General features: G+C 62.7%; 29 protein-coding genes and 1 tRNA gene. 11 read left to right on the top strand and 19 right to left on the bottom strand.

The features are described from left to right. The 6 genes from K9B33_RS20740 to hspQ all read right to left on the bottom strand — a co-directional run bounded on the left by K9B33_RS20740 (position 1) and on the right by hspQ (position 7,980). Positions 1 to 1,407, bottom strand: coding sequence for a purple acid phosphatase family protein (locus K9B33_RS20740; protein ID WP_224551013.1), 1,407 nt, complete (start codon positions 1,405 to 1,407; stop codon positions 1 to 3). Between the two features lie 74 nt (positions 1,408 to 1,481). Next, positions 1,482 to 4,268, bottom strand: coding sequence for a TonB-dependent receptor (locus tag K9B33_RS20745; protein WP_224551014.1), 2,787 nt, complete (start codon positions 4,266 to 4,268; stop codon positions 1,482 to 1,484). Positions 4,269 to 4,449: 181 nt separating this feature from the next. Further along, positions 4,450 to 4,629, bottom strand: coding sequence for a DUF3606 domain-containing protein (locus K9B33_RS20750; RefSeq protein WP_224551015.1), 180 nt, complete (start codon positions 4,627 to 4,629; stop codon positions 4,450 to 4,452). A gap of 89 nt (positions 4,630 to 4,718) precedes the next feature. Beyond that, complete coding sequence (locus K9B33_RS20755; protein ID WP_224551016.1) at positions 4,719 to 6,686, bottom strand: OPT family oligopeptide transporter; 1,968 nt, start codon at positions 6,684 to 6,686, stop codon at positions 4,719 to 4,721. A 141-nt stretch (positions 6,687 to 6,827) separates the two neighbouring features. Then, positions 6,828 to 7,652: a GDSL-type esterase/lipase family protein gene (locus K9B33_RS20760; RefSeq protein ID WP_224551017.1), complete on the bottom strand. Its 825-nt coding sequence runs from the start codon at positions 7,650 to 7,652 to the stop codon at positions 6,828 to 6,830. Further along, a complete protein-coding gene (hspQ, locus tag K9B33_RS20765) occupies positions 7,609 to 7,980 on the bottom strand; it encodes a heat shock protein HspQ (protein WP_224551018.1) in 372 nt (123 codons plus the stop codon). The genes K9B33_RS20760 and hspQ overlap by 44 nt, the downstream gene beginning before the upstream one ends. Positions 7,981 to 8,103: 123 nt before the next feature. On the opposite strand from hspQ, the gene K9B33_RS20770 reads away from it, so the two are divergent. The 9 genes from K9B33_RS20770 (at position 8,104) to K9B33_RS23295 (ending at position 11,472) form a co-directional block, all read left to right on the top strand. After that, a tRNA-Ser gene (locus K9B33_RS20770) sits at positions 8,104 to 8,193 on the top strand. A gap of 158 nt (positions 8,194 to 8,351) precedes the next feature. After that, a complete protein-coding gene (locus K9B33_RS20775; RefSeq protein ID WP_224551019.1) occupies positions 8,352 to 9,635 on the top strand; it encodes a tyrosine-type recombinase/integrase in 1,284 nt (427 codons plus the stop codon). Next, the gene (locus K9B33_RS20780) at positions 9,632 to 9,847 is read left to right on the top strand and encodes a helix-turn-helix transcriptional regulator (protein WP_263499672.1); all 216 of its coding nucleotides are present in this window, start codon (positions 9,632 to 9,634) and stop codon (positions 9,845 to 9,847) included. The genes K9B33_RS20775 and K9B33_RS20780 overlap by 4 nt, the downstream gene beginning before the upstream one ends. Continuing rightward, positions 9,828 to 10,265, top strand: coding sequence for a hypothetical protein (locus K9B33_RS20785; protein ID WP_224551020.1), 438 nt, complete (start codon positions 9,828 to 9,830; stop codon positions 10,263 to 10,265). Before K9B33_RS20780 ends, K9B33_RS20785 begins: the two co-directional genes overlap by 20 nt. Positions 10,266 to 10,279: 14 nt before the next feature. Further along, positions 10,280 to 10,501, top strand: coding sequence for a hypothetical protein (locus K9B33_RS20790; protein WP_224551021.1), 222 nt, complete (start codon positions 10,280 to 10,282; stop codon positions 10,499 to 10,501). Between the two features lie 12 nt (positions 10,502 to 10,513). Then, on the top strand, positions 10,514 to 10,714 hold the full coding sequence (locus tag K9B33_RS20795; protein WP_224551022.1) for a DUF6961 family protein: 201 nt from the start codon (positions 10,514 to 10,516) through the stop codon (positions 10,712 to 10,714). A gap of 96 nt (positions 10,715 to 10,810) precedes the next feature. Continuing rightward, positions 10,811 to 11,032 (top strand): hypothetical protein, encoded by a 222-nt coding sequence (locus K9B33_RS20800; protein WP_224551023.1) that lies wholly within the window; start codon positions 10,811 to 10,813, stop codon positions 11,030 to 11,032. 13 nt (positions 11,033 to 11,045) lie between these two features. Then, entirely contained in the window at positions 11,046 to 11,270 is a 225-nt protein-coding gene (locus tag K9B33_RS20805; RefSeq protein ID WP_224551024.1) for a hypothetical protein, read from the top strand. A gap of 1 nt (position 11,271) precedes the next feature. Continuing rightward, positions 11,272 to 11,472: a DUF6961 family protein gene (locus tag K9B33_RS23295; RefSeq protein ID WP_411974046.1), complete on the top strand. Its 201-nt coding sequence runs from the start codon at positions 11,272 to 11,274 to the stop codon at positions 11,470 to 11,472. Between the two features lie 3 nt (positions 11,473 to 11,475). Here the strand turns inward: K9B33_RS23295 and K9B33_RS20810 are convergent, their stop codons facing one another. Then, a complete protein-coding gene (locus K9B33_RS20810; protein ID WP_224551025.1) occupies positions 11,476 to 11,637 on the bottom strand; it encodes a hypothetical protein in 162 nt (53 codons plus the stop codon). A 91-nt stretch (positions 11,638 to 11,728) separates the two neighbouring features. Between K9B33_RS20810 and K9B33_RS20815 the strand changes: the two genes are divergently transcribed. Next, on the top strand, positions 11,729 to 12,208 hold the full coding sequence (locus tag K9B33_RS20815) for a hypothetical protein (protein ID WP_224551026.1): 480 nt from the start codon (positions 11,729 to 11,731) through the stop codon (positions 12,206 to 12,208). 60 nt (positions 12,209 to 12,268) lie between these two features. Here K9B33_RS20815 and K9B33_RS20820 read toward each other — a convergent pair whose 3' ends face one another. Continuing rightward, a complete protein-coding gene (locus K9B33_RS20820; protein WP_224551027.1) occupies positions 12,269 to 12,889 on the bottom strand; it encodes a hypothetical protein in 621 nt (206 codons plus the stop codon). 399 nt (positions 12,890 to 13,288) lie between these two features. Between K9B33_RS20820 and K9B33_RS23300 the strand changes: the two genes are divergently transcribed. After that, positions 13,289 to 13,612: a PilZ domain-containing protein gene (locus K9B33_RS23300; protein WP_224551028.1), complete on the top strand. Its 324-nt coding sequence runs from the start codon at positions 13,289 to 13,291 to the stop codon at positions 13,610 to 13,612. A 593-nt stretch (positions 13,613 to 14,205) separates the two neighbouring features. Here K9B33_RS23300 and K9B33_RS20830 read toward each other — a convergent pair. From K9B33_RS20830 to K9B33_RS20880, 11 genes are all read right to left on the bottom strand, one after another. Next, the gene (locus K9B33_RS20830; protein WP_224551029.1) at positions 14,206 to 14,370 is read right to left on the bottom strand and encodes a hypothetical protein; all 165 of its coding nucleotides are present in this window, start codon (positions 14,368 to 14,370) and stop codon (positions 14,206 to 14,208) included. Beyond that, positions 14,370 to 14,783: a hypothetical protein gene (locus K9B33_RS20835; protein WP_224551030.1), complete on the bottom strand. Its 414-nt coding sequence runs from the start codon at positions 14,781 to 14,783 to the stop codon at positions 14,370 to 14,372. Before K9B33_RS20835 ends, K9B33_RS20830 begins: the two co-directional genes overlap by 1 nt. After that, on the bottom strand, positions 14,780 to 15,328 hold the full coding sequence (locus K9B33_RS20840; protein ID WP_224551031.1) for a lysozyme: 549 nt from the start codon (positions 15,326 to 15,328) through the stop codon (positions 14,780 to 14,782). The genes K9B33_RS20835 and K9B33_RS20840 overlap by 4 nt, the downstream gene beginning before the upstream one ends. Next, the gene (locus tag K9B33_RS20845) at positions 15,325 to 15,627 is read right to left on the bottom strand and encodes a hypothetical protein (RefSeq protein ID WP_224551032.1); all 303 of its coding nucleotides are present in this window, start codon (positions 15,625 to 15,627) and stop codon (positions 15,325 to 15,327) included. The genes K9B33_RS20840 and K9B33_RS20845 overlap by 4 nt, the downstream gene beginning before the upstream one ends. Next, on the bottom strand, positions 15,624 to 15,935 hold the full coding sequence (locus tag K9B33_RS20850; protein ID WP_224551033.1) for a hypothetical protein: 312 nt from the start codon (positions 15,933 to 15,935) through the stop codon (positions 15,624 to 15,626). Before K9B33_RS20850 ends, K9B33_RS20845 begins: the two co-directional genes overlap by 4 nt. A gap of 54 nt (positions 15,936 to 15,989) precedes the next feature. Next, positions 15,990 to 16,733: a hypothetical protein gene (locus K9B33_RS20855; protein WP_224551034.1), complete on the bottom strand. Its 744-nt coding sequence runs from the start codon at positions 16,731 to 16,733 to the stop codon at positions 15,990 to 15,992. Further along, a complete protein-coding gene (locus K9B33_RS20860) occupies positions 16,730 to 19,453 on the bottom strand; it encodes a hypothetical protein (RefSeq protein WP_224551035.1) in 2,724 nt (907 codons plus the stop codon). Before K9B33_RS20860 ends, K9B33_RS20855 begins: the two co-directional genes overlap by 4 nt. Positions 19,454 to 19,563: 110 nt before the next feature. Beyond that, the gene (locus K9B33_RS20865) at positions 19,564 to 20,412 is read right to left on the bottom strand and encodes a hypothetical protein (RefSeq protein ID WP_224551036.1); all 849 of its coding nucleotides are present in this window, start codon (positions 20,410 to 20,412) and stop codon (positions 19,564 to 19,566) included. Beyond that, the gene (locus K9B33_RS20870; RefSeq protein WP_224551037.1) at positions 20,412 to 22,058 is read right to left on the bottom strand and encodes a phage tail protein; all 1,647 of its coding nucleotides are present in this window, start codon (positions 22,056 to 22,058) and stop codon (positions 20,412 to 20,414) included. The genes K9B33_RS20865 and K9B33_RS20870 overlap by 1 nt, the downstream gene beginning before the upstream one ends. 1 nt (position 22,059) lies before the next feature. Beyond that, entirely contained in the window at positions 22,060 to 22,461 is a 402-nt protein-coding gene (locus K9B33_RS20875) for a DUF6950 family protein (protein ID WP_224551038.1), read from the bottom strand. Then, positions 22,458 to 23,006 carry a hypothetical protein gene (locus K9B33_RS20880; RefSeq protein ID WP_224551039.1) on the bottom strand — a complete coding sequence of 183 codons (549 nt, stop codon included), beginning with the start codon at positions 23,004 to 23,006 and terminating at the stop codon, positions 22,458 to 22,460. Before K9B33_RS20880 ends, K9B33_RS20875 begins: the two co-directional genes overlap by 4 nt. Position 23,007: the final 1 nt, after the last annotated feature.

Here is a 23,007-nt window from a genome sequence, read left to right on the forward strand (position 1 = left end):
TTATTTGCCGCGGGCGACGCATTTGCCGCCGTCCGGGCCGATCAGGCCGGTGCAAGTACGCTGGGCGATAGTCGGCTCGGTCGTGTCGGTCAGGTGATTGCCGTCCGCCCGCTTTTCCAGGTCGAAGCCGTCATAGAGCTTGCCCGATGCGGTGAAGGTGCGAAATGTGAGCCGGTCGATACCGCCGTCATTGGCCACATCCACGACCTGATAGAGTTCGGTCGCTTCGGCAGTCCTGTCGGGCTGGGTGCGGGCGCGGTCGTTGAGGCCGTACATTTTGGCGCCGGTGACCGAGACGAGATAAACCGGCCCCTGGATCGCGCCATTTCTGCGCGCCGTGGCGGAGGCTTCGCGTCCCGCTTCGGAGGTCAGGCGGCTGTAGCAATGGTCATGGCCTTGCAGCACCAGATCGACCTTGCGCTTGTCGAACACCGGCTTCCACGCGGCCTTGATCTCCGCCGTGTCCTGCGGCCGGGCGCAGGTGAAGACGGGCTGGTGGAACAGCACGATATTCCATGTCGCCTTGCTGGATGCCAGCGTGGCGTCGAGCCATTGGGTCTGCTGCGCCATGGTGCCGAGATCGATCGCCGAGGTGCCGTCGAGGATGATGAAGCGTACGCCCTGATAGTCCACGAAATAGGTCGTCTTCAGGCCCGGCACGCCATTGTCGGGTAGGGCGAACTGGAGCGGGAAATAGGGGCCGAGCCGGCGGCTTTCCGTGCCGTCCGGCAGCGCCACGTCGACATATTCATGATTGCCGGTAGCGGGCAGTTGCGGGACGATCGACCAGTTATAGCCGCCCGCCTGGTTCCATTCGCCCCATTCGTCGTCATGGTCGAGATCGTCGCGCTGCGCTGCGAGATCGCCGGCATGGGCGACCAGTTCGATCCCGCCATTGGCGTGGAAGGCCTGACGAATGACGCGGCTGGCATAGGTCAATATGCCGTTCTGAATATCGCCCAGATAGAGGAAACGGAAGGGCTTCGCCTCTGCCGAAGCGGTGCGGAATTGCAGCCATTCGCTCCAGCCCGCGCTGCCCTTCAACCGATAGGCATAGACGGTGTCGGGAGTCAGATTGTCGAAGCGAATCTGATGATAGAGGGCCGGGCCGTTGGCGCTCTCCTTTGCCGTCCCGGCGCGGCCGGTAACGGTCTGCGCCTTTTCCTCCAGCGTCGGGCCGTCGACCGCGATGGCGATCTGCGCTTCGCTGGGCGACTGGGCGGCGTCGGTGCGATAGGCCACCGCCATGCCGCGGGCCGGATCGGCGGCGGGCGTCAGGATGATGCGGTCGGGCAGGCTGCGCGCGGCATAGGGCGTGCCGGTCGAGCGCGGGACGGGTGGCGTCGGTGTCTGGGCATCGGCGGGCGCCGTGCCGGCCAGCAGAGCGATGAGGGCGAGGCGGATCATGGCCTGGACTCCGGTAAAAGCAAAAAGCCGGCCGGGTAAGGGAACCCGGCCGGCAGAGGGGAACAAGGGGCGGATCAGAAGCTGGCGGTGACGCCGAACTTCGCGGTCCAGTTATATTCTTCATATTGCAGGATGCGCTTCGACCCGGCGTAGTTCTGATAGGCGAAATAGGGTTCGTTGGTGGCGTTGATCCACTCGGCGAACACGCGCACGCCCGGCGCGACCCGGTATTTGGCGCTCAGGTCGAGCTGGAAGTGATTGTCGACATAGCGGTCCTGATCGGCTTCGCTGCCCAGTTCGTCCAGATATTTGTCGCGATAGGTGCCGGCCGCGCGCAGCGAGACCGGACCCTTTTCGTAGCCCAGCACCAGGTTGAAGGTGTTCTTGGACGAGGACATCAGCGGGATTTTGCGCGGATCGCTGATGTCGCCGTCGGTCGGCACCGTGCCCTTGGCGTCGGTATAGGTATAGTTGGCGTTGAGCAGCAGGCCGTCGAACGGCGCGGGCAGGAAGCTGAACACCTGGCTGTAGGACAGTTCCAGTCCCTTGATCTTCGCCTTGTCGCCATTGATGTAGGTGGTCAGTTCCTCATAATCGACGCCCATGATCGTGCCCGGATCGGTGATCCGCTGTTCGACCACGAAGTCCTTGACCGACTTCCAGAAGAAGCCGGCGGTCAACGCTGCATTGGTGCCGAAATACCATTCGGCCGACAGGTCGGCGTTCCACGCCTGATAGGGTTTGAGGTTCGGGTTGCCGAAGGTCGCCTCGCGATCCTCGTTGATGTCGAAGCGCGGCGCGAGGTTGGACAGCTTGGGACGCACGAGGCTCTTGTAGCCGCCCGCGCGGAAGACGAGGTTGCGGACGGGTTCGTAGCGGACCGTCAGGCTGGGCAGCCAGTTGGTGTAGTTGCGGATGAAGCGGTTGGGCGTGATCGTGACATTCTCGTCCGAGTCCGTTTCGGTCAGGAAGGCGCGGATGTCGTTGCGGGTCTGCTCCATGCGGACGCCACCGATGACGCGCAGCGTCTCGCTGTCCCAGCGGCCCAGCAGGTAGGTCGCGAGGATGTCTTCCTTCACCGAATAATCCGACGTCGCCGAATTGAGGGTGGAGTCCAGCTCGTTGCGTTCGAAATTGGCGATGTTGTCGTAGAAGAAGTCGGTCGGGCCGGTGTGGCTGGGCAGGGGCAGGATGTCCTGGATGCGGTAGGTCTGGCCGCCCAGCACGTCGGCGAGCGTGTAGTCGCCGTCATAGTCGTCATAGACGTCGGCCTGAAGGTCGTAGCTCTTCTTGCGCCAGCGCGCCTTCATGCCCGTCTGCACCGTGAAGGTGCCGCCATCGCTTGCAAAGGCGCGCGAAATGTCACCCTTGATCATATATTCGCGGTCCTTCGAATTGGACAGCGTGGTGCGCTCCAGTTCGTTGAAACCATAGCTTTCGGGGTCGTAGAAATCGGCGGTGTTGCCGCTGACCGTGAAGGTCGGCTTCATCGGGTTGGAATAGTCGAAATTCACGTCGACGCCGTCCCCGTCGAAACGGGCGCGGAAACGGGTGGGATCAATCGAGCCATTCTCGCGCTCGCTCGATTCGGACCAGCTGCCGGCATAGGTGGCCTTCCACGGGCCGGTTTCGGTGACGCCGCCCAGGGTCAGCGACTTGATCCGCTGGCGCTCGAACCGATCCTTCATGCGGCGGCGTACTTCGATGCGGCCGTCCTCGTCGCTGAACTGGACGGTATCGCCCGAAGCCGATGCGGGAGGCTCGCTCATGATCAGGGTCACGTCGCCGCGATATTCCTGGTCGTCGAACTGGCTGTAGATGCCGCGCGCATAAAGTTTGGTCGTGTCCGTCGCGAGCCAGTCGAGGCTGAGCGAACCACCGAGGCGCTTGCGCTGCACGTCATAGTCGCGATACTGGACTTCTTCGGCATAGGCGGTGCCGTCGTCGGTCTGGTTCCAGTCGGCCGCCTCGATATTGTCGGTCTGGAACTTGCGCTTATAGTAGCTGACGCCACCGGCGATGCCGAACCGGTCGGTGATGCGGGTCGAAAAGTCGAAGCTGCCCTTGGGCGTCAGCGCATCGGCATAGTCGTTATAGCTGCCTTCCAGCTTGACTGTGTAAAGATCCTTCTTGCGGTCAAAGGCGCTGGTGGTGTTGATCTCGATCGACGCGCCGATGGTGTCGGCGTCCATGTCCGGCGTCAGCGACTTCTTGATTTCGATCGATTCGATCAGTTCCGACGGGATGACGTCGAGCGCGACCGAGCGGACGTCGCTTTCCGGTGCGGGGATGCGCGTGCCGTTGATCGAGGCGGCGTTGAGTTCGGGATCGAGGCCGCGGACCGAAACGAAGCGGCCCTCACCCTGGTCGTTCAGGATGTTGACGCCGGGCAGGCGGCGGATCGATTCGGCGACATTCTGGTCGGGAAACTGGCCGATGGCGTCGCGGGTCAGGACGCTTTCGACACCGTCGGCGGCGCGCTGACGGGACAGCGTCGAGGCCTGGTTGGCGACCTGGCCGACGACGATGATCGACGCGTCGATATTCGATCCGATCCGGATGTCGGCATCGACATCGCCGCTGGCGGGCACGATGACGGTGGTGCGGACCGGATCGGCGCCGACATAGCGGGCCTCGATCGTGTAGGTGCCGGGCGCGACATCGGGAAAGCGATAGCTGCCGTCACGGCCCGCTTCGGCGATGCGGCCGGTTTCCACGATGCGCAGTTGCGTCGATTGTAGCGCGCGCGTGCCGGTGCCGTCGGACACGGTGCCGGCGATGGTGCCGGCAAAAGCCGCTGCGGGGGTCGCGAGCGCGAGCATGATGGCTGCGCGGCTCGCGCCGCGAAGTAGGTGGTTCATCGATATTCTCCCTGTTGGCGCGGCAATGCGGCGTCGTTCCGCCTGCCAGTCGTTGAGGCGCGCAGTGGGAGATTGATGTTACGACTTCATTCCAGAGCCGTGACAGATCCGTGAATATCGCAGATATTAGACGGGGAAAAAGCGCGCGGCCCGGATCGGGCGGGCGTCCGAAGGTCGGAGGCTATTCCCGTTCCCGGCCCTTACCCACGTTGAGATAGGCCGCGACCGCATCGACGCTGTCGCCGACGATGTCGACGGCCTCCTCCAGTTCATCGGGCGACACGTCGAAGCGGCAGGTCCAGTAAAGCAGCGCCGCTTCATCATCCAGCGTGACGCGATCGACATCCCGATCCGGTTTCATGATGCGTCCTCCTGTCCCATCGGACAGGTACAAACGCATAAATGGCGGCGCTTTTCCGCTTCCCTTTGGGACAGGTGAGCGGGAAAGGCTTAGCTGAGCGGGCTGCTGGCCCAGTTTTTGAGCTTGGCGTAGAGCGCTGCGATAACCCCGGCGAAGATCAGGATCGCGAGCGGCACGGCCCAGGGATTTTCCGCCACCAGCGCCAGCGGCGCATCACTGTCGGTGCTGGCGACGATGCCCGCGAAAGCGACGCCGAACAGGCTTTCGCCGACGATGAAGCCGGTCGCCATCAGCACGCCCATGCGTTCGGCAAATTCCGGGTTCGACTGGCGCAGCGACCAGCGGTTGTAGAAATGGCCGATCACTGCGCCGACCGGGATCAGCAGGGTCAGCGCCATCGGCAGGTAGATGCCCATGCCGACCGCGAGCGGGGGCAGGCGCAGCTTGCCGGCGCGGCCGAGCAGTTCGTCGACCAGCACCACGACAGCGCCGATCCCTGCGCCGATGCCGATCAGCCCCCAGTCGAGATCGCCGCCCAGCACGCCCTTGGCCAGCGCGGAGATGAGCGCCGCCTGCGGCGCGGGCAGGGCATTCGGCCCGGCGCCGGGCGCGCCGGCAAAGCCGAAGGCGCTGTTGAGCAGGTCCAGCACCGGCGGGATCACCAGCGCGCCGAACAGCACGCCCAGGATCAGCGCGATCTGCTGCTTCCACGGCGTCGCGCCGACCAGCTGGCCGGTCTTGAGGTCTTGCAGATTGTCGTTGGAGATGGTCGCGATGCCGAACACGATCGCCGTCGTGAACAGGGCATAGGCGATCAGCGCCTGCGTCTGCTTGGGATCGCCGCCGCCCGATCCGTAGATGGCGGCCAGCATCAGCGACGCGCCCAGCACGGCGAGGATGCCGACGCCCGAAATCGGGCTGTTCGACGCGCCGATCAGGCCCGCCATATAGCCGCAGACCGACGCGATCACGATGCCCGCGACCAGCACATAGGCCAGGGTCAGGCCGATGACGGGCACGGGGTTGGCGGCGATCGGGCCGCCCTGCGCGAAGACCCAGAGCAGGAAGCCGATCGGCACCAGCGCAGCCAGGATGGTGCCGCCGACGATGGAGATAGGCAGGTCGCGCTCGGTAATGTCGAGGTCGGCGGCGTTGCCTGCCTTGCGCGTGGCGTTGGCGACCAGTGCGGAGCGGATGCCGCTGACGATGGGGCCGAGGATCTTGAGCAGGGTCCAGATCGCCGCGACGCCGATCGTGCCCGCGCCGATGAAGCGCGCCTTCATGCGGAAGGTGGTGCCGACGAGGTCGGCCAGGTCCGCGCCGGCGGGAACAGGCGTGGTCAGATAGGGCACGATGCCGACCCAGCTGATGAGCAGGCCGATGAACATGGCGACGCCGACCGACAGGCCGACGAGATGGCCGACGCCGATCAGCGCCATCGAAAAGCTGGTGGAGACCGACGTCGCGCCCGCGCCGAATTTGAAGAAGGTGGCGGCTTCTTCGGCCAGGATCTTCGTCTTGGCGATGATCGAGAAGCTGGCGGCGGCGATCGCGCTGGCGACGATCGCAGCCAGGCCGCGGCGGTTTTCCTCCAGCCCCTCGCGCGAACCCGCGCCGACCTTCAGCACTTCGGCGGCGGCGACGCCTTCGGGATAGGGCAGGTCGGAGCCGGTGACGAGCGCGCGGCGCAGCGGCACCGAATACATGACGCCCAATATGCCGCCCAGCGCGATGGTGCAGGCCGACAGCCAATAGGGGAAGCCCTGCCACCAGCCGATGATGACCAGGCCAGGCAGCACGAAGATGATCGCCGAGAGCGTGCCGGCGGCGGACGCGATGGTCTGGACGATATTGTTTTCCAGGATCGTGCCGGTCGCAAACAGCCGCAGCACCGCCATGGAGATGACCGCCGCGGGGATGGAGGTGGCGAAGGTCAGGCCGATCTTGAGGCCCAGATAGACGTTCGCCGCGGTGAAGATGAGGGTGATGAGCGCGCCGAGGATCACGCCCCTGATCGTCAGCTCCGCCATCGGCGTTGCCTTGCTATCCGTCGTCACCCGCATGTCCCCTTGGCTTTTTCTGGCGTCCTTGATCCGGCTGGTAATAATGTTGCTTGGCTGTGGATCAATCGGAAAGTGATATGCAACCGACTATGGACCCGCGATGGGCATGAGGACAGAGCAAAAAGGCGGCGCTGTTCAGGAAGTTTTGCCGCCACTCGTGCCGACCGGCCGGGCATGGTCGAGATAGGCGTCCACCAGTCCCGTCCAGCGCTGATAGCCGCGCGCATTCATGTGCAGTCCGTCGGGGCGGAAGAGCGAGGCGTCGGGCAGGCCGTCGCGCGCCAGCAAGGCGGTGCCGACGTCGAGATAGTCAAATTTCTCCGCTCTGGCGCGTGCTGCGATGGCGGCGTTGACCTGCGCCATCTTGGGCCAGAGCGTCCAGCGGATCGGGCTGGGCTTGAGCGAGAGCCAGACGATGGCGGCGCGGGGATAATCGGCGCGCAGCCGCTTGAGCAGGGTCAGGATGTCGCGCGATACGGCGTCAGGCGTCGTGCCGGCGGCCAGATCATTCTCGCCCACATAGACGACTACCGAGCGCGGCGGGACGGGCGGGAGCAGCCGCTTGTAATAATGGAGGACATGGGCCGTGGTCGCGCCGCCGAATCCGCGATTGACGGTGCCGATGTCGGTGAAGCTGCCCGCTATGTCCCACAGTCGGATGCTGGAGCTGCCCAGGAAGAGCGTGGCGTCGCGCATCGGGGGACCGGCGCTGTTGGCTTTGGCGAAGGCCTCCACCTCATTGGAGAAGGGGAAGGTCGGGTCGGCATTGGGGCCAGGGCCGGGGGCGGCGCGGGCGGGGGCTGGCGGCGGCACGGCCGCGGCAGGAGCCGCCAGCGCGCAGGCGAGCAACAGCGTCACCGCCGTGCGGCGCAGGCCCGCGGCCGGCAATCCGATGCCCGGGCCGATGTCCAGCACCTTAGTGGCGGTGGAGCGGGCGCAGGTGATATTTGCCGTCCGCATAGGGGCCGAACATGCCAGTGATGGCGGGATGATCGACCGGCTCGTCGCTGTCGTCGGTGACCAGATTCTGCTGGCTGACATAGGCAACATAGCTGGATTCGCCATTTTCGGCGAGCAGGTGATAGAAGGGCTGGTCCTTGTCTGGCCGCGCGGTTTCAGGAATCGCTTCATACCATTCCTCGCTATTGGCGAAGACCGGATCGATATCGAACACGACGCCGCGAAAGCCGAACATGCGATGCTTGACCACATCGCCGATATTGAAGCGGGCATGGACGATCGGCGGGGCGGTGACGCCGGCGGCGAAAATCTGAATCGTGTCTTTCATTCCCCCAATTTAGGATGCTGCCCGGCGGACACAAGAAAAATACCGGAAAGGCCGCTTGGCAAGCGCGATTTCATTCGCTAATGGCCGCCCCTCGACCGGGACGGCGCAGGCCGGACCTTCTGCGGAGAGGTGGCAGAGTGGTCGAATGCACCGCACTCGAAATGCGGCGTGCCCGAGAGGGTACCGTGGGTTCGAATCCCACCCTCTCCGCCAATAACCCCCATGCAAGCAATTTCATCCCCTCTCAAAGGGGCTGATTTCCGTGCGCCTTCATGCTATGTTCTCCCTCATGTTCTCTCATCTGTCTCCGCCTAATCGCGGGGTATCAGGGGGCATGATGTGGGGTATTGCTCGCAGGGTAGGGGTATCGAATGCTCACCGACGCACAGGCGCGAAAGGCGGCGCCCAGAGACAAGCCATATAAGCTCTCGGATTCCGGAGGGCTATATCTTTACGTCGCCCCCACCGGTCTGCGCTCCTGGCGCATGAAGTTCCGGTTCCAGAATAAAGAGAAGCTGCTGACATTTGGACCCTACCCGGAGGTTCCGTTGTCGGAGGCAAGGCAGAGACGCGACGACGCGCGCCGCCAGTTGCGCGACAATGAAGATCCGTCTGGCGCACGAGCCAAGTCCAAGGCCACAAAGGATGCCGAGCGGCTGGAGCGCGCCCGCAAGCTTTCATTCGAGCAGCTTGCGAGGACATGGCACGGGTTGCAGTCCCCGCGCTGGGCGCCGGTTCATGCAGATGATGTCATCACCAGCCTGTCCCGCGACGTGTTCCCGGACCTGGGCGATCGGGCGCTTGACGAGATCGACGCGCCGGCAGTGCTGGCCACGCTGCGCAAGGTAGAAGCGCGGGGGTCGATCGAGACAGCCCGCCGCCTTCGCCAGCGCATATCGGCGGTTTTCGCATATGCCATATCGGAAGGGTTCGCATCGAATGATCCGGCGGCGATCGTCACCAAGGCGCTCAAGCCGCTACCCAAGAAGGGCAAACAGCCGGCGCTGGTCGATATCGAAAGCCTGCGGAGCGTCCTGATCGCCGCCGAGGCGTCCGGTGCATCCCCGGTGACGAAGATGGCTTCGCGCCTTCTGGCGCTCACTGCGGTCCGCCCGGCCGTCGTGCGCGGGGTATCGTGGGATGAGTTTGAGGGTATCGACTGGGGAGGTGACGCGATCGGGCCCGGCATGCCGGTGTGGCGCGTGCCGGCCGCCCGCATGAAGCTCGTCCTCGATCGTAAGGACGAGGAAAGCTTCGAACATATCGTCCCGCTGTCCTGGCAGGCCGTCGACGTGTTGCGGGAGGTTCGCCGCCTGACCGGGCGCGGCTCGCTGGTGTTTCCCGGCCAGCGCCATGCGCACCGCCCATTGAGTGAGAACGCGATCGGCTACCTCTATAATCGCGTGGGGTATCATGGACGGCATGTACCCCACGGCTGGCGCGCGGCGTTCAGCACGATCATGAATGAGCGGCATCGGCCGGATCGTGCGATCATCGACCTGATGCTGGCCCATGTCCCCGGCAACAAGGTTGAGGCGGCATATAATCGCGCGCAGCACATGACGCGCCGTCGCGAGCTGGCGCAGGAGTGGGCGAATCTGCTGATGGAAGGAATGGCGAACGCTGGGGCACTGTTGGATGGGCCGCGCCGATGAGCGCTGTAGATCGTCTCATAAAGATGGCTGAGGTTCAGGATCTGACTGGTCTAAGTAAGGCGATGATCTATCGCCTTATCAATCGGGGGTCTTTTCCACAGCAATTTAAGCCTGGAGGCTTTGCAAGTCGGTGGAGTGAATGCGAGGTATTAGACTGGCGCGAATCTCAGCGCGTGAAACGGGGCCTCGAAAATGACGGACGATCAGACTGAAAATGCCGATGAGGTCCAGCAGGGCCTTTTTGTCTACATAATGCCCCCCGCGGAACACTGGTTTGGCTGGTACGATCTTTCAAAAGTGCAGCCAGACGACATTTTTCCTAGGCATGAAAGCGGATGGGATGTCGAGCGTCATCACCACGGACCATCCTTTCGAGCGGAGGTTGACAGATTGCTCTACAACGGACGGAAGCTCGCCGAGGGGACGTTGGGATACGATGGCGACATTGCCTCTGGCCCCTACCTATCTCTCCTGCCGGCTTTCCCGGTGTCGATGCCATTAGTTGCATGGACGCAAGGCGCGCGCGGGCTCGCGTTCGTTGCCAGCGCTATGCCGCTTCCCTATCTCGAAACTTTCAGAGAGGCCGCAGATTTTGCACCGCAGGCAGGCAAATCGCCCCTGCCTTTCTGATGGGGGGGGGCACGATGAAGGCGAACGAACAGGGTGACGCCTTCGGGGCGTGGCTGCTGAAACAGATCAAACGGGAGGACTGGATCGGCACGCTGGCTGTCCAGGCGAAGGCCGATTCGCGGTTCCGGGCAGTATCGACGCCGGAGGAACTGCGCAAGCGGTTGCAGGAGGCTGGTGCCGAGGGCGATCACTTCGAGGCGCTGGACGATGCCGAGATCGAATGGCTGAGCGAGTAGGAAATGCCGGCATTGACCGACTGGGAGCTATGGGCTGTGGCCGCGAAGGTCATGGACGCCGAGGGTGATGATGTCGGCGAGTTTCTGGTGGATCGCGTCCAGGCCTTAACCGAAGCCGGTGACCACGAAGGTGTGATGACCTGGCTGGCCATCGCTGATCGCGTCCAGCAGTTGCTGCTGGGCAAGCCGAGCGACCCCAAGGAACTGAATTGATGCTCCCCGCACGAATGAAAGGGGCGATAGAAATCATCGAAGGCCCGCGTCGATAATGGTAGAATAGCTCAAATCTGAACCATCAGGGATTCGCGGATGCAGACAGATGAGCCGAACGACAGCTTCATGCTATGGCTTCAGCGGCAGGTCAGCCGAGACGATTGGGTCGGCGTGCTTGCTGCCTTAGTTAGATCCACCCCCGGACTGCGGAGCAGTGGCACGCCAGAAGAATTGCGTGTGCGGCTGCAGGAGGCGGGCGTTGGGCCTGAGTATTTCGAAGGGCTGGATGAGGCCGAAAACGCTTGGCTGAGCGAATAGGAGGGGATATATTATGGCGACCCAAAAGACATTGCTGGCCATGAGCGAAGGGGTTGAACTGTGGCGAACCGACCTTGTCCAAGACGGTGAGGTGCTCAATAGCGCGTTCGTGCTAAAATCGCTCCGTACTCCTGAAAGTCCTGCCTACGCCTCCGAAGACGAAGGTCGTCGGGCCTATGAGGAAGAGGTCAAGCTGTCTGCGGCCAGCGACATCGTCCAGAAGCGCATAGGTCGATAAGTTGTCAGATTGGGAAATCTGGGCCTACGCCCAAAAGACTATCGAGCAGCATGGCGCTAAGGCTCCGCGGCATGTCGCCAGCCGCTTAGGCGAATTGGCAGCAGCCGGAGACATGGACGGCGTGCAAGCGTGGCAACAGATCGCCGCCAAGGTCGATCAGCTTATGGACTATCGAACAGGCAGGCCGCTCAGTAAGCAGTGACGATTATATATCGCTGAAATCATCCTTGGGCGGGCGAGGCGGCCAGTCGTCGTCAAATCCGTCATCGTGGCTGTGCGGTGGCGGCGCGGGTGTCGGCTTCTCCGGCAGGACAGGCGTGCTGCCGTCGAAGGTCGCCCGGATGACGGCGCCTATCGGCTCGTTCATCGTGTTGAGGTTTCCATGTGGACGAACTAGCTGGCCCGCTGCATAATGCGCGCAAGGGTCGCGCCTTACGAGTTTTCGATTGGGGGGGTACATGATTCGAGTATTGATCTGCGCGGCTGCTTTGGTCGTCGCATCAGCAAGCTATGCGCAATCCGAGGCAGTTGCCCAGGTTCAGGCAAAAGAGCTGCCAGCTTCGACCATGATCACGGTCACACCAAATGAAGAAATCACTTCCAAGAAGGTTGAGGTAGGAGATAAAGTTTCTTTTTCGACAGTGAACGACGTTGTCGAAAACGGCGTGACTGCCATTCCACGCGGATCGCAGGTCGTTGGTTCCATTACGTGGAAGACCGGCAAGGCGATCGGGGGCAAGTCGGGCAAGTTCGAAGTGAAGTTCGAAAGTGTTACCATTCGCGGTCGCGCCTATGCACTGCGAGGCGTTCACCGTCAGGAGGGCAAAGGCAACACTGCGGCGGCTTTGCTGGGATCGATACTTGTAAGTGGCCGTTCAGCTCAGATGCTGCCCGGTCAGATGGCAAATGCCTTTACTGTTGATCCAATTCCTTATTGATCGCGCCATCGATTGAAAGCCGGCGGAACACACAAGCTAGTGCGTCCGCCGGTCGATATCTCAATGGCAGGTGGCGCCCATTTCCTCCAGCCAGGCTGAGGAGGAGTCGTCCACCAAAAGGTCCACGCCGCGCAATCCGTCGGTGCCAGGGATTTCCTCGTCCAGCGACTGCTGCTTAAACGCATTGGCATATTCGCCCAAGGCGCGATTGCCGTATACCCGTCCCTGGCTCTCGATCTGATCAAGGGGCACCTCGCCCTCAATTACTGCGAGCATTAAGGCCGCCGCGGCATCGGCGGCAATGTCGAACGGCAGCTTCGTTCCCACCGCTCGGACTACTCGGCGCTGGAGGTTGCGGAGCTGCTCTGCCCCACGTTGCTTGCTGATGCTATTGCCCACGCCGGTAGCCGTATATCCGTGACGCTTACGCCAATCTCGTACCGTCTTTAGATTGACCCCCTCTTGGCGGGCGATGCTTCTCGCCCCCCATCCCATGTCGAGGAGCAAACGCCGAACGGGTGACAAGCTTGTCCCTGCTATGCGTTTGACGTTCGCTTCTAAGCCCCGGCAGCGACGCCAGTTGGCGATTGCGGAACGACCGACACCAATTCTCGTCGCGATCTGCCCGTCGTTTAGGCCATCTTCGTATAGGCTCAGGCGCTGCTGCTCTGTTCCAATCATCGATAATCTCCTCGCCGACGACATGCCGACGCAGGACGACTGCTCCCAATTTTGCTTTCCTTCTCAAGCTTTGTGACCATTTGTGGGTCGCAGGCGGCCAGTCGCGCGGTTCGTCACGGTGATGAGGCGATGTTGCGACGATCAGATAAACCGCCGCCCAAAGCCAGATCGAATCGTGATTGTGATGTTTGCTCGTGAGTTTGAGAATTGATCGCTCTGGGCTGATCAGGACTTGTCGCCAATGGATGAGGAGACGGAGTTTAATGCAACTCGACGCGCCGCGGCAGCGCGCGGCAGGATGGCCGTCGTAAGCCGCAAAGATCGGCGCTGACCTGCAACCCTGCTGCTGGTTACGGCCATCTACATCTTTTAGTAAACTTAATGTATTTAGATCGAGTGATGTCGTCGCATGTAAATCGTAGGGTCAGGCCGCGTGTCAGCGTATTCTTACTCGCAAGTGCATCCGGCTTTGAGCACGGTGAACCCTCTCGCCACCGAGTGCGAAACATCTCTTCCGGGGGAGTTTGCGTTGATGGCGCAGAACATCTGCGGGTTGGCCAAACATTAATGCTCGATATCGGTCGGCTTGAGGAGATTGTCGCGACGGTCGCTTGGACCGAAAACGGCCTCGCAGGAATGCGGTTCGCCGAAGAAATTGAGCTAGGGGACGCGACCGTGCGAGGGGGCATCGTCGGCCACCGCGGCAAATTCAGCCCGAGGTAACTGGAATACCAAATCCCAAATCGGGACGGACGTCATGATGGCGCCGCACCTCTGTATCCCTTATGCGTAGGCCACCATCTGGAGGCGACAATGACGGTCCGGGCTACAATCTTTATATGGGCCGTGGCGTTATGTGCGGCTGGAGTAGTCCACTGGCAGGACAATGCCATTGCTGCCCGCGCCGCGGTAACCGAAAATGGCGGATATCGGTCGAGCCTGCGTCGTGTTGGAACTAAAGATCGCAATCGGCGTAAAGCAGGTGGCACCGTCACCGTTCCTGACGGCAGCAACCCTGCTCCCCGCCTTCTTGTTTAGAAGGCGGGGCTTTTTAATCCATTCTTAATATCTTGGCGTGCTTCCTGTCGGATGTCTCCGCTTCCCCCCGAGGCTTGGGACAACTTCGATCGACCCCGGCGCACCCCCCACGGCGTCGGGGTCACTTTCTTTGCGGGCCGCCGCAAGGTCGGCACCGCATTTGCTGCCGGCGCGATTGTCAGTTACTCATCCTGTCGACTCTGGCATGGCCCCCTGCCGCCCCCACGCTGTTGGATGTCATGTCAGGGTCACCATCTTGAACGGCGTAAATTGGTAATTTATTGGTCGCCCGATCCCGGCGAATCAGAGCGTGACCCATTCGGTTTGTCGGGGTCACCCTTGATTGCCTTCACCAGCGCGCGCCCGGTGGCGACGAGATAGCCGACTCCCTCGACCAGCATCCCGACCTTGCCCAGCCCGCGCGCGATCTTGCCGATTCCCATCAGCTTTTGCCCTTGATGGCATCGGCCGCGGTGACGGCTGCATCCGCGACCTGATCGGCCGCGACGCCAGCAGCGCCGGGCGAGTTTGCCCCGGACACCGCAATCACGGCATCCGCAAGCTTGCTCGTCGTCGCAGTCCGCTTCGCGTCCAGCTCGGCATCACCCGCCTTCTGCGTATAGTGATAGGCGACGATGCCACCGGCAAAGCCGGAAAGCTGGCCGATCATATAGGTCACGATCTGCTCATTGCCCTTGGGGATCGGAATGATGAACAGGGCGAACAACGCGCCCAGGAAGCCGCTGATCAGCGCCACCCCGATCACATTGGCCAGCATCCGCAAATTGATGGGGCGGCCCAGCGCGAGCCGCGCGCGGCGCTCGCCGACGCGATCGAGATATTCCCAGAGCGTCATGGCAAATCGCCTAGATCATGAGTGATATCGACCCGCGACGCCTTGCGGAAGGCAGGCTGATAGGACGGCTTCAGCACCGGATAGATGATGACCTTGCCGTCGTTCGACCATTTGCCGTCGAAGAAAAGGCGACATTCCTTCTCCCGGCGGGACAGGATTTCGGCCGGATACCGCCACGACATGAAGTTGGAGCGCGCGGCGGTCACCTTGCCCTCGTTGAATAGCCGCACCCACGACGCCGTCTTGATAGCGCCGGTGTTATAGTGGAACGACAGGGCCGCCGCGAACTGCGCCTCGGTCAGTTCCGTCCTGAAAGCCGCGCGGACATCAGGCGCATATTTGGTTTCGAGGAGCCATAGGAAAATCTCGATGCAGCGGGCGACCGTCTGCGGCTTATCCTTGTAGCGTTCGACGTTATGGCCGGACGCGGACGTGACACCAATGCCCCATGTGCCGATGCCCTTGCTGTCCTTGTACCACTCCAAGACGATCGCTTCATGGCCGATCAGTTCCAGCGCCGTGCGACGGGTGATCTTTTCGGTCACCGCAGCCTCCCTTGTTTCAGTTGCAACTGGTTGGCGCGCTCGTGCCGCCAGTGGCGGGTCATGCGGCCGATGAAGTAGAGCAGCACGCCGATCGAGAAGAGTGTCGTCGCCCAGCCGTCGAACGGGCTGCGCTGTCCCTGCCAGATGACGGTCACGGTCAGCAGCGAGCATCCGGCCGCAATGCCCATGCCCGTCCGCTCCCAGGCGTTGAACAGGCCCTGAAAGCGGACCAGCTTCCAGACGAGGATCAGCGTGATCGCCACCCTCGCCAGCGAGTTGAGGATGTCCCAGGCGATCATTGCGTGTCTCCTGCGCCGATAAGCCGCTCCAGCTTCTGGATGAGCCAAGGGAGCAGGACGTGCGCCCCGATGGCGAACAGATAGGTCAGGGCGACCGTGCCGCGTGCATCGTCCTCCCTGACGCCGATAAATTCATGCGCCGCCCAGGGCGTGACGAAGATGGCGAAGGTCGCGCCCATCAGGACGGTCATCGCCATCTTGGCCTTGGTCATCGTTCGCCAGCGGCGGGCGCCAAGCGACGAAACGGCCCCGGCCAGTGCGGCAAGCGGAATGTAGACATACCGCACCATCAGGTCGTCATGGTTCATGAGGTGCGCTCCCGCCTGCACTGCTTGATTGCCATTGCGTCGTGGTGGCTGGCCTCAGGGCAGCGCGACGCCGTAGCCAAGCGATGCGAATGCCTCGAGATTCTTGATGAGGTCGAGATCGGTAAAGAGGTCGGCCTGACACAGGATGACCTCGGCATAAACGCTGCCTGCCGGCTGCGACCCGCCGCTGTTCAGGCGTCCCAGGCGCAGGGTTGACGTCGATCCGTTGTTGTCGGTCGCGGCGGTCAGGGTCGGCTTGCCGTTCACCCGGAGCTTGATCAGGCTGCTCGACACGCTGAACAGGGCGATCGTCGTCTGGCTGACCATGACTTCGGTGTCCGTCACACCGCCATTGCCATGTTGGGCGCGCACGAAGCCGCCCGTGTTGATGGACAGAAGCGTCCCGTCGTTCGGGGCCACATAGTTGGACAGGAGCTGCTGCGACGAGGGGCCGGCAGCGCCCTTGAAAATGACGATCCAGGTGAAGGGCGCGTTCGTGTCGATGTCCGTGGGCGACAGGAGATACTCGTCATCGATGCCGTCGAGATCGATGCCCGGCCAATCCCCGAACGCGCCGGGCACGAAAGGCGCCTGCTGTCCCACGGTTCCCTGCGTGAACACGGCATTGGTGGCCAGCTTGTCCCGCCAGATCGCGACGTTGCCGACGGTCAACTGCACCAGATCGGCATCGACCTGGAACCAGTGCTTGATGCCGGGGAGGCCGCGAACGACCTCCTCATAGCTCTCATCCTTGGGGGCGTCGGGAAGGTCGAACGGGGTATCGATCACGAAGGTCATGGGACAATCTCCTCAAAGCGGACGGAGTAGTGGCGGATGGTGGCGGGGCCGCCATAGGCAGCGGCAAGGGCAGGGACGCCGCTATCGGCGTAGATCTGGCCGCGCGTGCTGGCCCAGCCGGTGACGGGCGTCATGTCGTCCAGCGCGTAGCGAATGCGCTTGTTCGCCCCGGTGGGCGTGCTGGCGAGGGTGACGATGATGCTCGTGCCGCTGATCGCGACGGAGCTGATCGCCGGCGTCGATCCGCTGTCATCGGTAAATTTGAAGCCATATTTGTCGATGGCCGCGACCCAATCGGTATCGATGCTGAGTGCGGTCGTGCCGAGGGGCAATTCCATCGGGATCGTGATGACGGCCCCGACGCGCGTGACACCGCCAGTCACAGGCCAAAGCGGCTTGAAGGTTTGCCCCTTGATCCTCGCCCACTCGTAGGCCAGCGCCGCCGTGTCGCCGCCCATGATGCGGCCAATGTTATCGCTATGCGTCGCATCCCATACCGGCTGCTGGTACATCGGCCCGGCAAGCGTCACGCCAGCGCCGAGGCGGGCGCGGGCCACGGCGACGTGCGCCAGCCCCGATCCCTGCTCCGATTGCCCGCCGTTCGTATGCGTCTGCATCATCAGGAAATGCGGACTGCCTGCGACGCCCGCTGCCGTACCGAGCTGCGGCAGAACGGTGTCGATCAGGTCGTTGAGGCGCGAGAGGTAAGATGGCGTGGCCGACGCATTTTCGCCCTGAATGAACAGGATGGTGTAATCGACGCTGCGCCCATATTTCGGAGCCGCGTTCTTCACATTGGCAGCCTGCACGCGGGCATTTGCAAAAAGCGGCCAGTTGGGGGCGTCTGGGAAAAATTCCCCGATGGGTTGGCCGCCCTGCCAAGCCGTCGATATAACGGTTCCGGGCTGTCGGCGGTGGGCGCGAATGTCCAGTTTGGCAAGCGCAAGCGCCGCCATCGCAGCCGGTGCCTGGGCCTGATTGGCGATCCGAGGTTCAAACGCAGACACAAGATAGGGGTCCGCTGATTCAGTGCGCGCCGGCGTGCCACTGGCATAGTCATTGGCGTCGGTGGTGAAAATATAGGGGTCGCCTATAATGCCGGTGATCGGTGGGGTGCCAGCGGGTCCGGAACCAGAGCCAGCTTGGCTTTGACCCCAGACCAGGATGTAGCGCAGCGGCTCGCCCAGAAGAGGGATGGCGGCAGTCGATGCCGGAATCTGTTTGAAATCACCGACAAAGCCGTCGCTCGTCCGCATCCGCGCATAGAGGTAATCAGCGCCGCCCTGGACAAAGAACACCTCACCATGCGACCCTAGGAACTCGCTGGTCGGACGATATTCGGACGATCCGCCGCCACCGCCACCGATATTGTAGCGGTCGATCGTTGCCTGCGAGAAAATCACATGCATCCCGTCAGGCTGCGGGCCGAACAGAATGCGCTTATCTTTACCCCGCACGATCGGGATGATGTCGTGGACGCGCGCCGAGTTGCGGTCCCGCACCGGCACCGGAATTTCGATATCAGCCAGTCTTAGCCGCTTGCGTACACGATCGAACGCAACGGCCATCTGGCCGTCCATGTCGCCGAGGCCGGAAATGTAGCGGCGCGATCTGTTGCGGTCTTTGCCGACATATGTCGTGTAGCCCGCTGCCACCATCCGGCCGCGGCGATCAGATGACAGCAGCGATGCTTTCGTACCCGCGAGATTGATGAGCGGGATATATTTGCCGGTGCCGTTCCGGCCATAGTTGCGATAGGAATAGGCATAGAAGAAGCGGATGTTTCCGTCCAACGTGATGCCCGTCGACCTGCCGGTGATCGCGTTGCGGACGCCGATCACGACGCCGGTCGAACTGCTGTTGCGGCTCCGGCCAGTTGCACGGTCGATCGCGCGCTTGGTCGGGATTTCGTTGCCCGTCGGGACGGCCGACGCGCCGACACGCTGGAAGACCGCCACCGCGAACGCGCCAGGCGGCGCGACATTGAATGTCTTGCCATCGGCGGTCGCGGCAAGCCCGGCAGTGATGCTGCCGTACAGGTTGCCGCCGCCGATCGCGCCCGCTTCCGCAAGCTGCGCCCGATTGGCTGAGATATCGGCGGCGCTCTGAGATTCCAGCGCGGCCCCCTTCGCCGCATCGGCCTCCCCGGCAGACACCTCCGCCGCCTGCGCGAACGGCGCACCACCTTCGCCGCCCCACTCGCGGATCTTGTCCCGCATCAACGCCGGGTCGGCCTCCGGGATATCGCCGAGATCCTTCAGCCGCTTCTCGACACCGAACCCGGCCGCGCCACGCTCGCTGACCGCCAGCGTGTCGATCTCCGACACGAGATCAACGGTGGGCAAATCCACCACCACCGGCTCAGCGCCGCCGCCCGGAAGCTGCGACGCGGGCTGCGGATCGATATGCCCGGTCCAGCGCAGCGATCCGCCAGCCTGGGTTTCGATCACGTCATAGTCGAGGCTATATGCCCTGTCGGCATAGATCTGGTCGCACTGGTCGGCCGTCAGCAGGAACAGCCAGGCCAGCCCATCGGCCGACAGAATGCTCTGCACAGTCAGGCGTGGCTCCAGCATCGCAGAGCGTCGGATGGAAAGCGTCGCCGTCCTGCCGGTCAAATCCTGCGGCTGGCCCTCGGCGTCGAGAAGCACGACGCGCAGCACGCGCGGATTGGCCGCCCATACGGTGAGAGCGGGGGCGAGCGCCCGAAACATCGTCATGCCGCACCTCCCGACACAGGGAGGCAGTCGCCGACGCATAGGTGCGCCGGCGGGCGAAGGCCCGCAGGGTTCATAAGATCAATCCTGTTGCGAGAGGTGACGGGTGGGCGTCAGGCGCCGGGGTAGATGATGCACCGGCGACGGGCGAGGCGGATTTCCTCGCCTGCGGAAGTGCTGGTGAGCTGGCCGGTTATGGTGACGGTCAGGTCAGCAGTGGTATCGAACGCAAATGTCTGCTCAGCACCCGTCCCCGTGCCAATGCCGTTAAATCCGGTGGCGTTGGCAACCTGAGAATTGGCGGCGCCCCGGTTGGCGATAGAGAAAAGCACCTGTCCGCCCGCGGTCGTGGTGGGCGTGATCGCCAGCACTTGCGTTCCGTTGATCCGAATGCGCAGATTTTTCGTGTTCGCACTGTTTAAATATCCCCAGGTATTGAGGAAATCCGCCGATCCGTTGGGGCCGATGCTGTTCGCAGGGATGGTAAAGGTCGCCAACGTCGTTTCGGTGAGCGTGCCCGTCACCTTAGATTCAACGCCAGACTGGTGGATGACATAGCCACACCCGAGCAGCGCCCGCAGAGCCGGGGCATCGGCGAGGGTCATCAGCGCGCGGCCCCATGTGGTGGTCGTGAGCGCGGCAATGGCGGTGAGGTCCGCGTCATAAGCCTGAACGTCGGTGCCGATCACCAGCCCGAGCGTCGACCGCATGGCGGCGGCGTCGGCATCGTCCAGCAGCGCGCGACCGGCAGCGGTAAAATCAGCGAGTCCGGCCGCGCCGCTTCCCGTGAAGTAGGGCAACTTGTTGGCGGCCGGGGTCAGTGCCGCGATCGACGTCAGAGCGGCGACGAGCAGCGGATAGAGTTCGCTGAAATTGGCGTCTGCCTTCATCATGGCGGCCCGCAGGGTGTCGCCCGTGCCGTCATCGGCGATCGTGCCGGTATTGATCGTCTGCTGAGCCATCAGGTTTCGTCCACTGTGCGGGTTGTCAGATCGACGGTCAGGCCCGTCAGGTCGGCAGTGATCTCACCGTCCCACGCGATACCATCGCCAGCGCCTGGCGGCGCCAGCGTCGGGGGCGGCGGCGCGGTGCCGGTCATTGTCAGGGCCAGCGCGTGTTTGGCGGTCGCCTCGGTTTCGAAGGTCAGCGTCACCACGCCGCGGGCGACATCCCGATCGATCGCCGCGATGACGCAAAGATGGTCCACGCCATTGTCCGGGTCGATCACATGCAGAGCCTCGCCCAGCTTGTATTCCCAGAGACGTGGCTTGAGAGGATAGGTCCATCCGGTCAGTTCGCGCCGGTTGAAAAGTTCATATGCCGTAAGCTGCGCCGCCTGATCCTTGTCAGTCACCAGCTCGCACAGATATTCCTCTTCCTTCGGCTCACCATCCAGAGTGATATATGACTCGAAGGATATGGCGGCAGACTGGACATATTCCCACTTGTTGGCCTCCGACCGATATTTCGGGACCATCGTGTTGATGCGATCACGCCACGTCCGCATCCCTGGGGCAACCCGCTCACCATCGGCGAAGTCATCGGGCGTCACTGTGTCGAGGGCCACCTTCGGCGACTGGAAACGCACCGACAGCAGGCCGCCACTGATAACGGGAATGGCCGCGCCGGCAGCGCAGATGCGTTTGAGATTGTCCCAGATGCTGAGACCAGGCCCGTCATAGACGAAGCCGTTGACCTCCCAGCCATTTGCGTCGCAGACATTGGCGAACGCCGTCCAGGCGGGCCAGTCGATATCATCATAGCCATAGCCGCCGCCCGCCATGCGAATGCCGGTCGACACGCCAGTATTATATCGACCCCGTGCATAGGTGACCGCGTTCAGGGCGACGTTTGGGTCATATTCAAACGTATCTTCCGAAGCCCAGCGGTGCGACCCGGCGCCGCCGGGGAATGTGTCGTCCTGCCGCCAGTCATAGACCTTGGACCATTTGCCTACGACGCCATGAACCGGAACGCCGTTGGCCCACCGCTTATTGTCGCGATCGAAGCGATAGCTCCACATCGCCGCCGCATAATTGCTCAGCTTATGCGCTGGGCTCCAATCTGGCATTGACCCCCACGGGCCAGCCAGCGCGGTGGGCTCCGGGCGCAGTCCAAGTTGCTGATCAATATAGAGCCAGCTATTATAGTAGCCGAGCGCGCTATTGCCGGCCATGTTGATGGCATTCCAGTCCATCAATATTTGCTCGATCGCGAACGCGGTCGAAACAGAATATACGAAGACCTTGCTGAGATACGGGTTCTTTGTTTTACCGACCTTGCCGCCGTAGCCCACATCGTGAAGCTGGGTGCCAGGCGAGAAGCTGCGCCCCAGCCCGCACGGCACCGGGCTGTTCGCACCGATCGTGACCGAGTTGACATTGCCGAGAGCGCCCGGCTTCTTCTGGAGCAATTGAGCGCCGATAGAGGCGGCTGCCGACACGACAGACGCAACAGATGCGACGGTGGCGATCGTCGCTGTGGACACGCCAGCGACCGTCGTGGCGCCTGCCATCGCGGGGGCAAACGCGCCCGCGGCCAACCCCACGCCAGTCGCGACCAAGGCTATCGCGCCTGCTACGATGGCGATTGTTCGAAGGGTCTTCATGTCAGGCCCGCCAAGCTGCCGTGACGTTGGCCAGATCGACCGTCATGTTGACGGCTTGATCATGGTCCTGATGCCAGCCCATGAATTTGTATCCGGCACGGATCAGGGCCGCGTCGCCGCCTTCTCCAGCGACCACGGCGATGTCGCCATCGAGCATCATGGCCGGCGCAATCCGCGGCAGGATGCTGTCAAATACAGCGACCAGTCCACCCGCCGCTTTCATCGCGCGGACGGCGCCCACCGCGGACTGGTAGCGTGGTAGCGCCGGGGGCTTGTGGCCCATCTTCAACAGATGGAACCGCGCCATGCGGACGCAGTCTGCGGTCTTGAAGTCCAGAGACCGACCGCGATATTTCGCGACCGTCTGTTCCAGCGCAGCCTGCCGGCGCAGCATGTCGTTCATGTCGGGTTCGCCGCACCCCAAGCGGTCGAGCGCGGCATTCCGGTAGCATTCGCCATACCAAGCTCTCCCGGAAAACACTGTTGATGGAAGCGGTCGTTCAGCGCCTGGCCGCGCATGACGAGGAACAGGCGCTTCGCGCTGCTCTCAAATTCGATATCGACTTCTCGGACACCCTTCCCTGACTTGAGGGAAACCGTGTCTATGGCGAGGTCTGCGGTCAGTTCCGGCGTGCCGATAATGTGGCCCGTCATGGGGTCGACCTCACCCAGCCAGAAGCGCATACGGCACCCTTGATAAGCCGGGTTCGAGAGGGATGTTGCGGCGGCGGTACTCGGCGGCAGGAACGTCAGCTTGCCGCCCGGCGCCTCGTCTCCCGTCTTTTCCTCAAATGTCTCGGCGGATTTGACCGTCCCGAAATCCACATCAAAGCAGGAATATTTATCCGTGCCCCAATAGACATAACCGCCATCGCACAGGCGCACGGTGCGGCTTGGTAGCGTGATCTCCATCAGCGCCACCAAGGTTAAGACCCGGCTCGTGAACATT

The organism is Sphingobium sp. 3R8 (assembly GCF_020166615.1).
GTDB lineage: Bacteria > Pseudomonadota > Alphaproteobacteria > Sphingomonadales > Sphingomonadaceae > Sphingobium > Sphingobium bisphenolicum.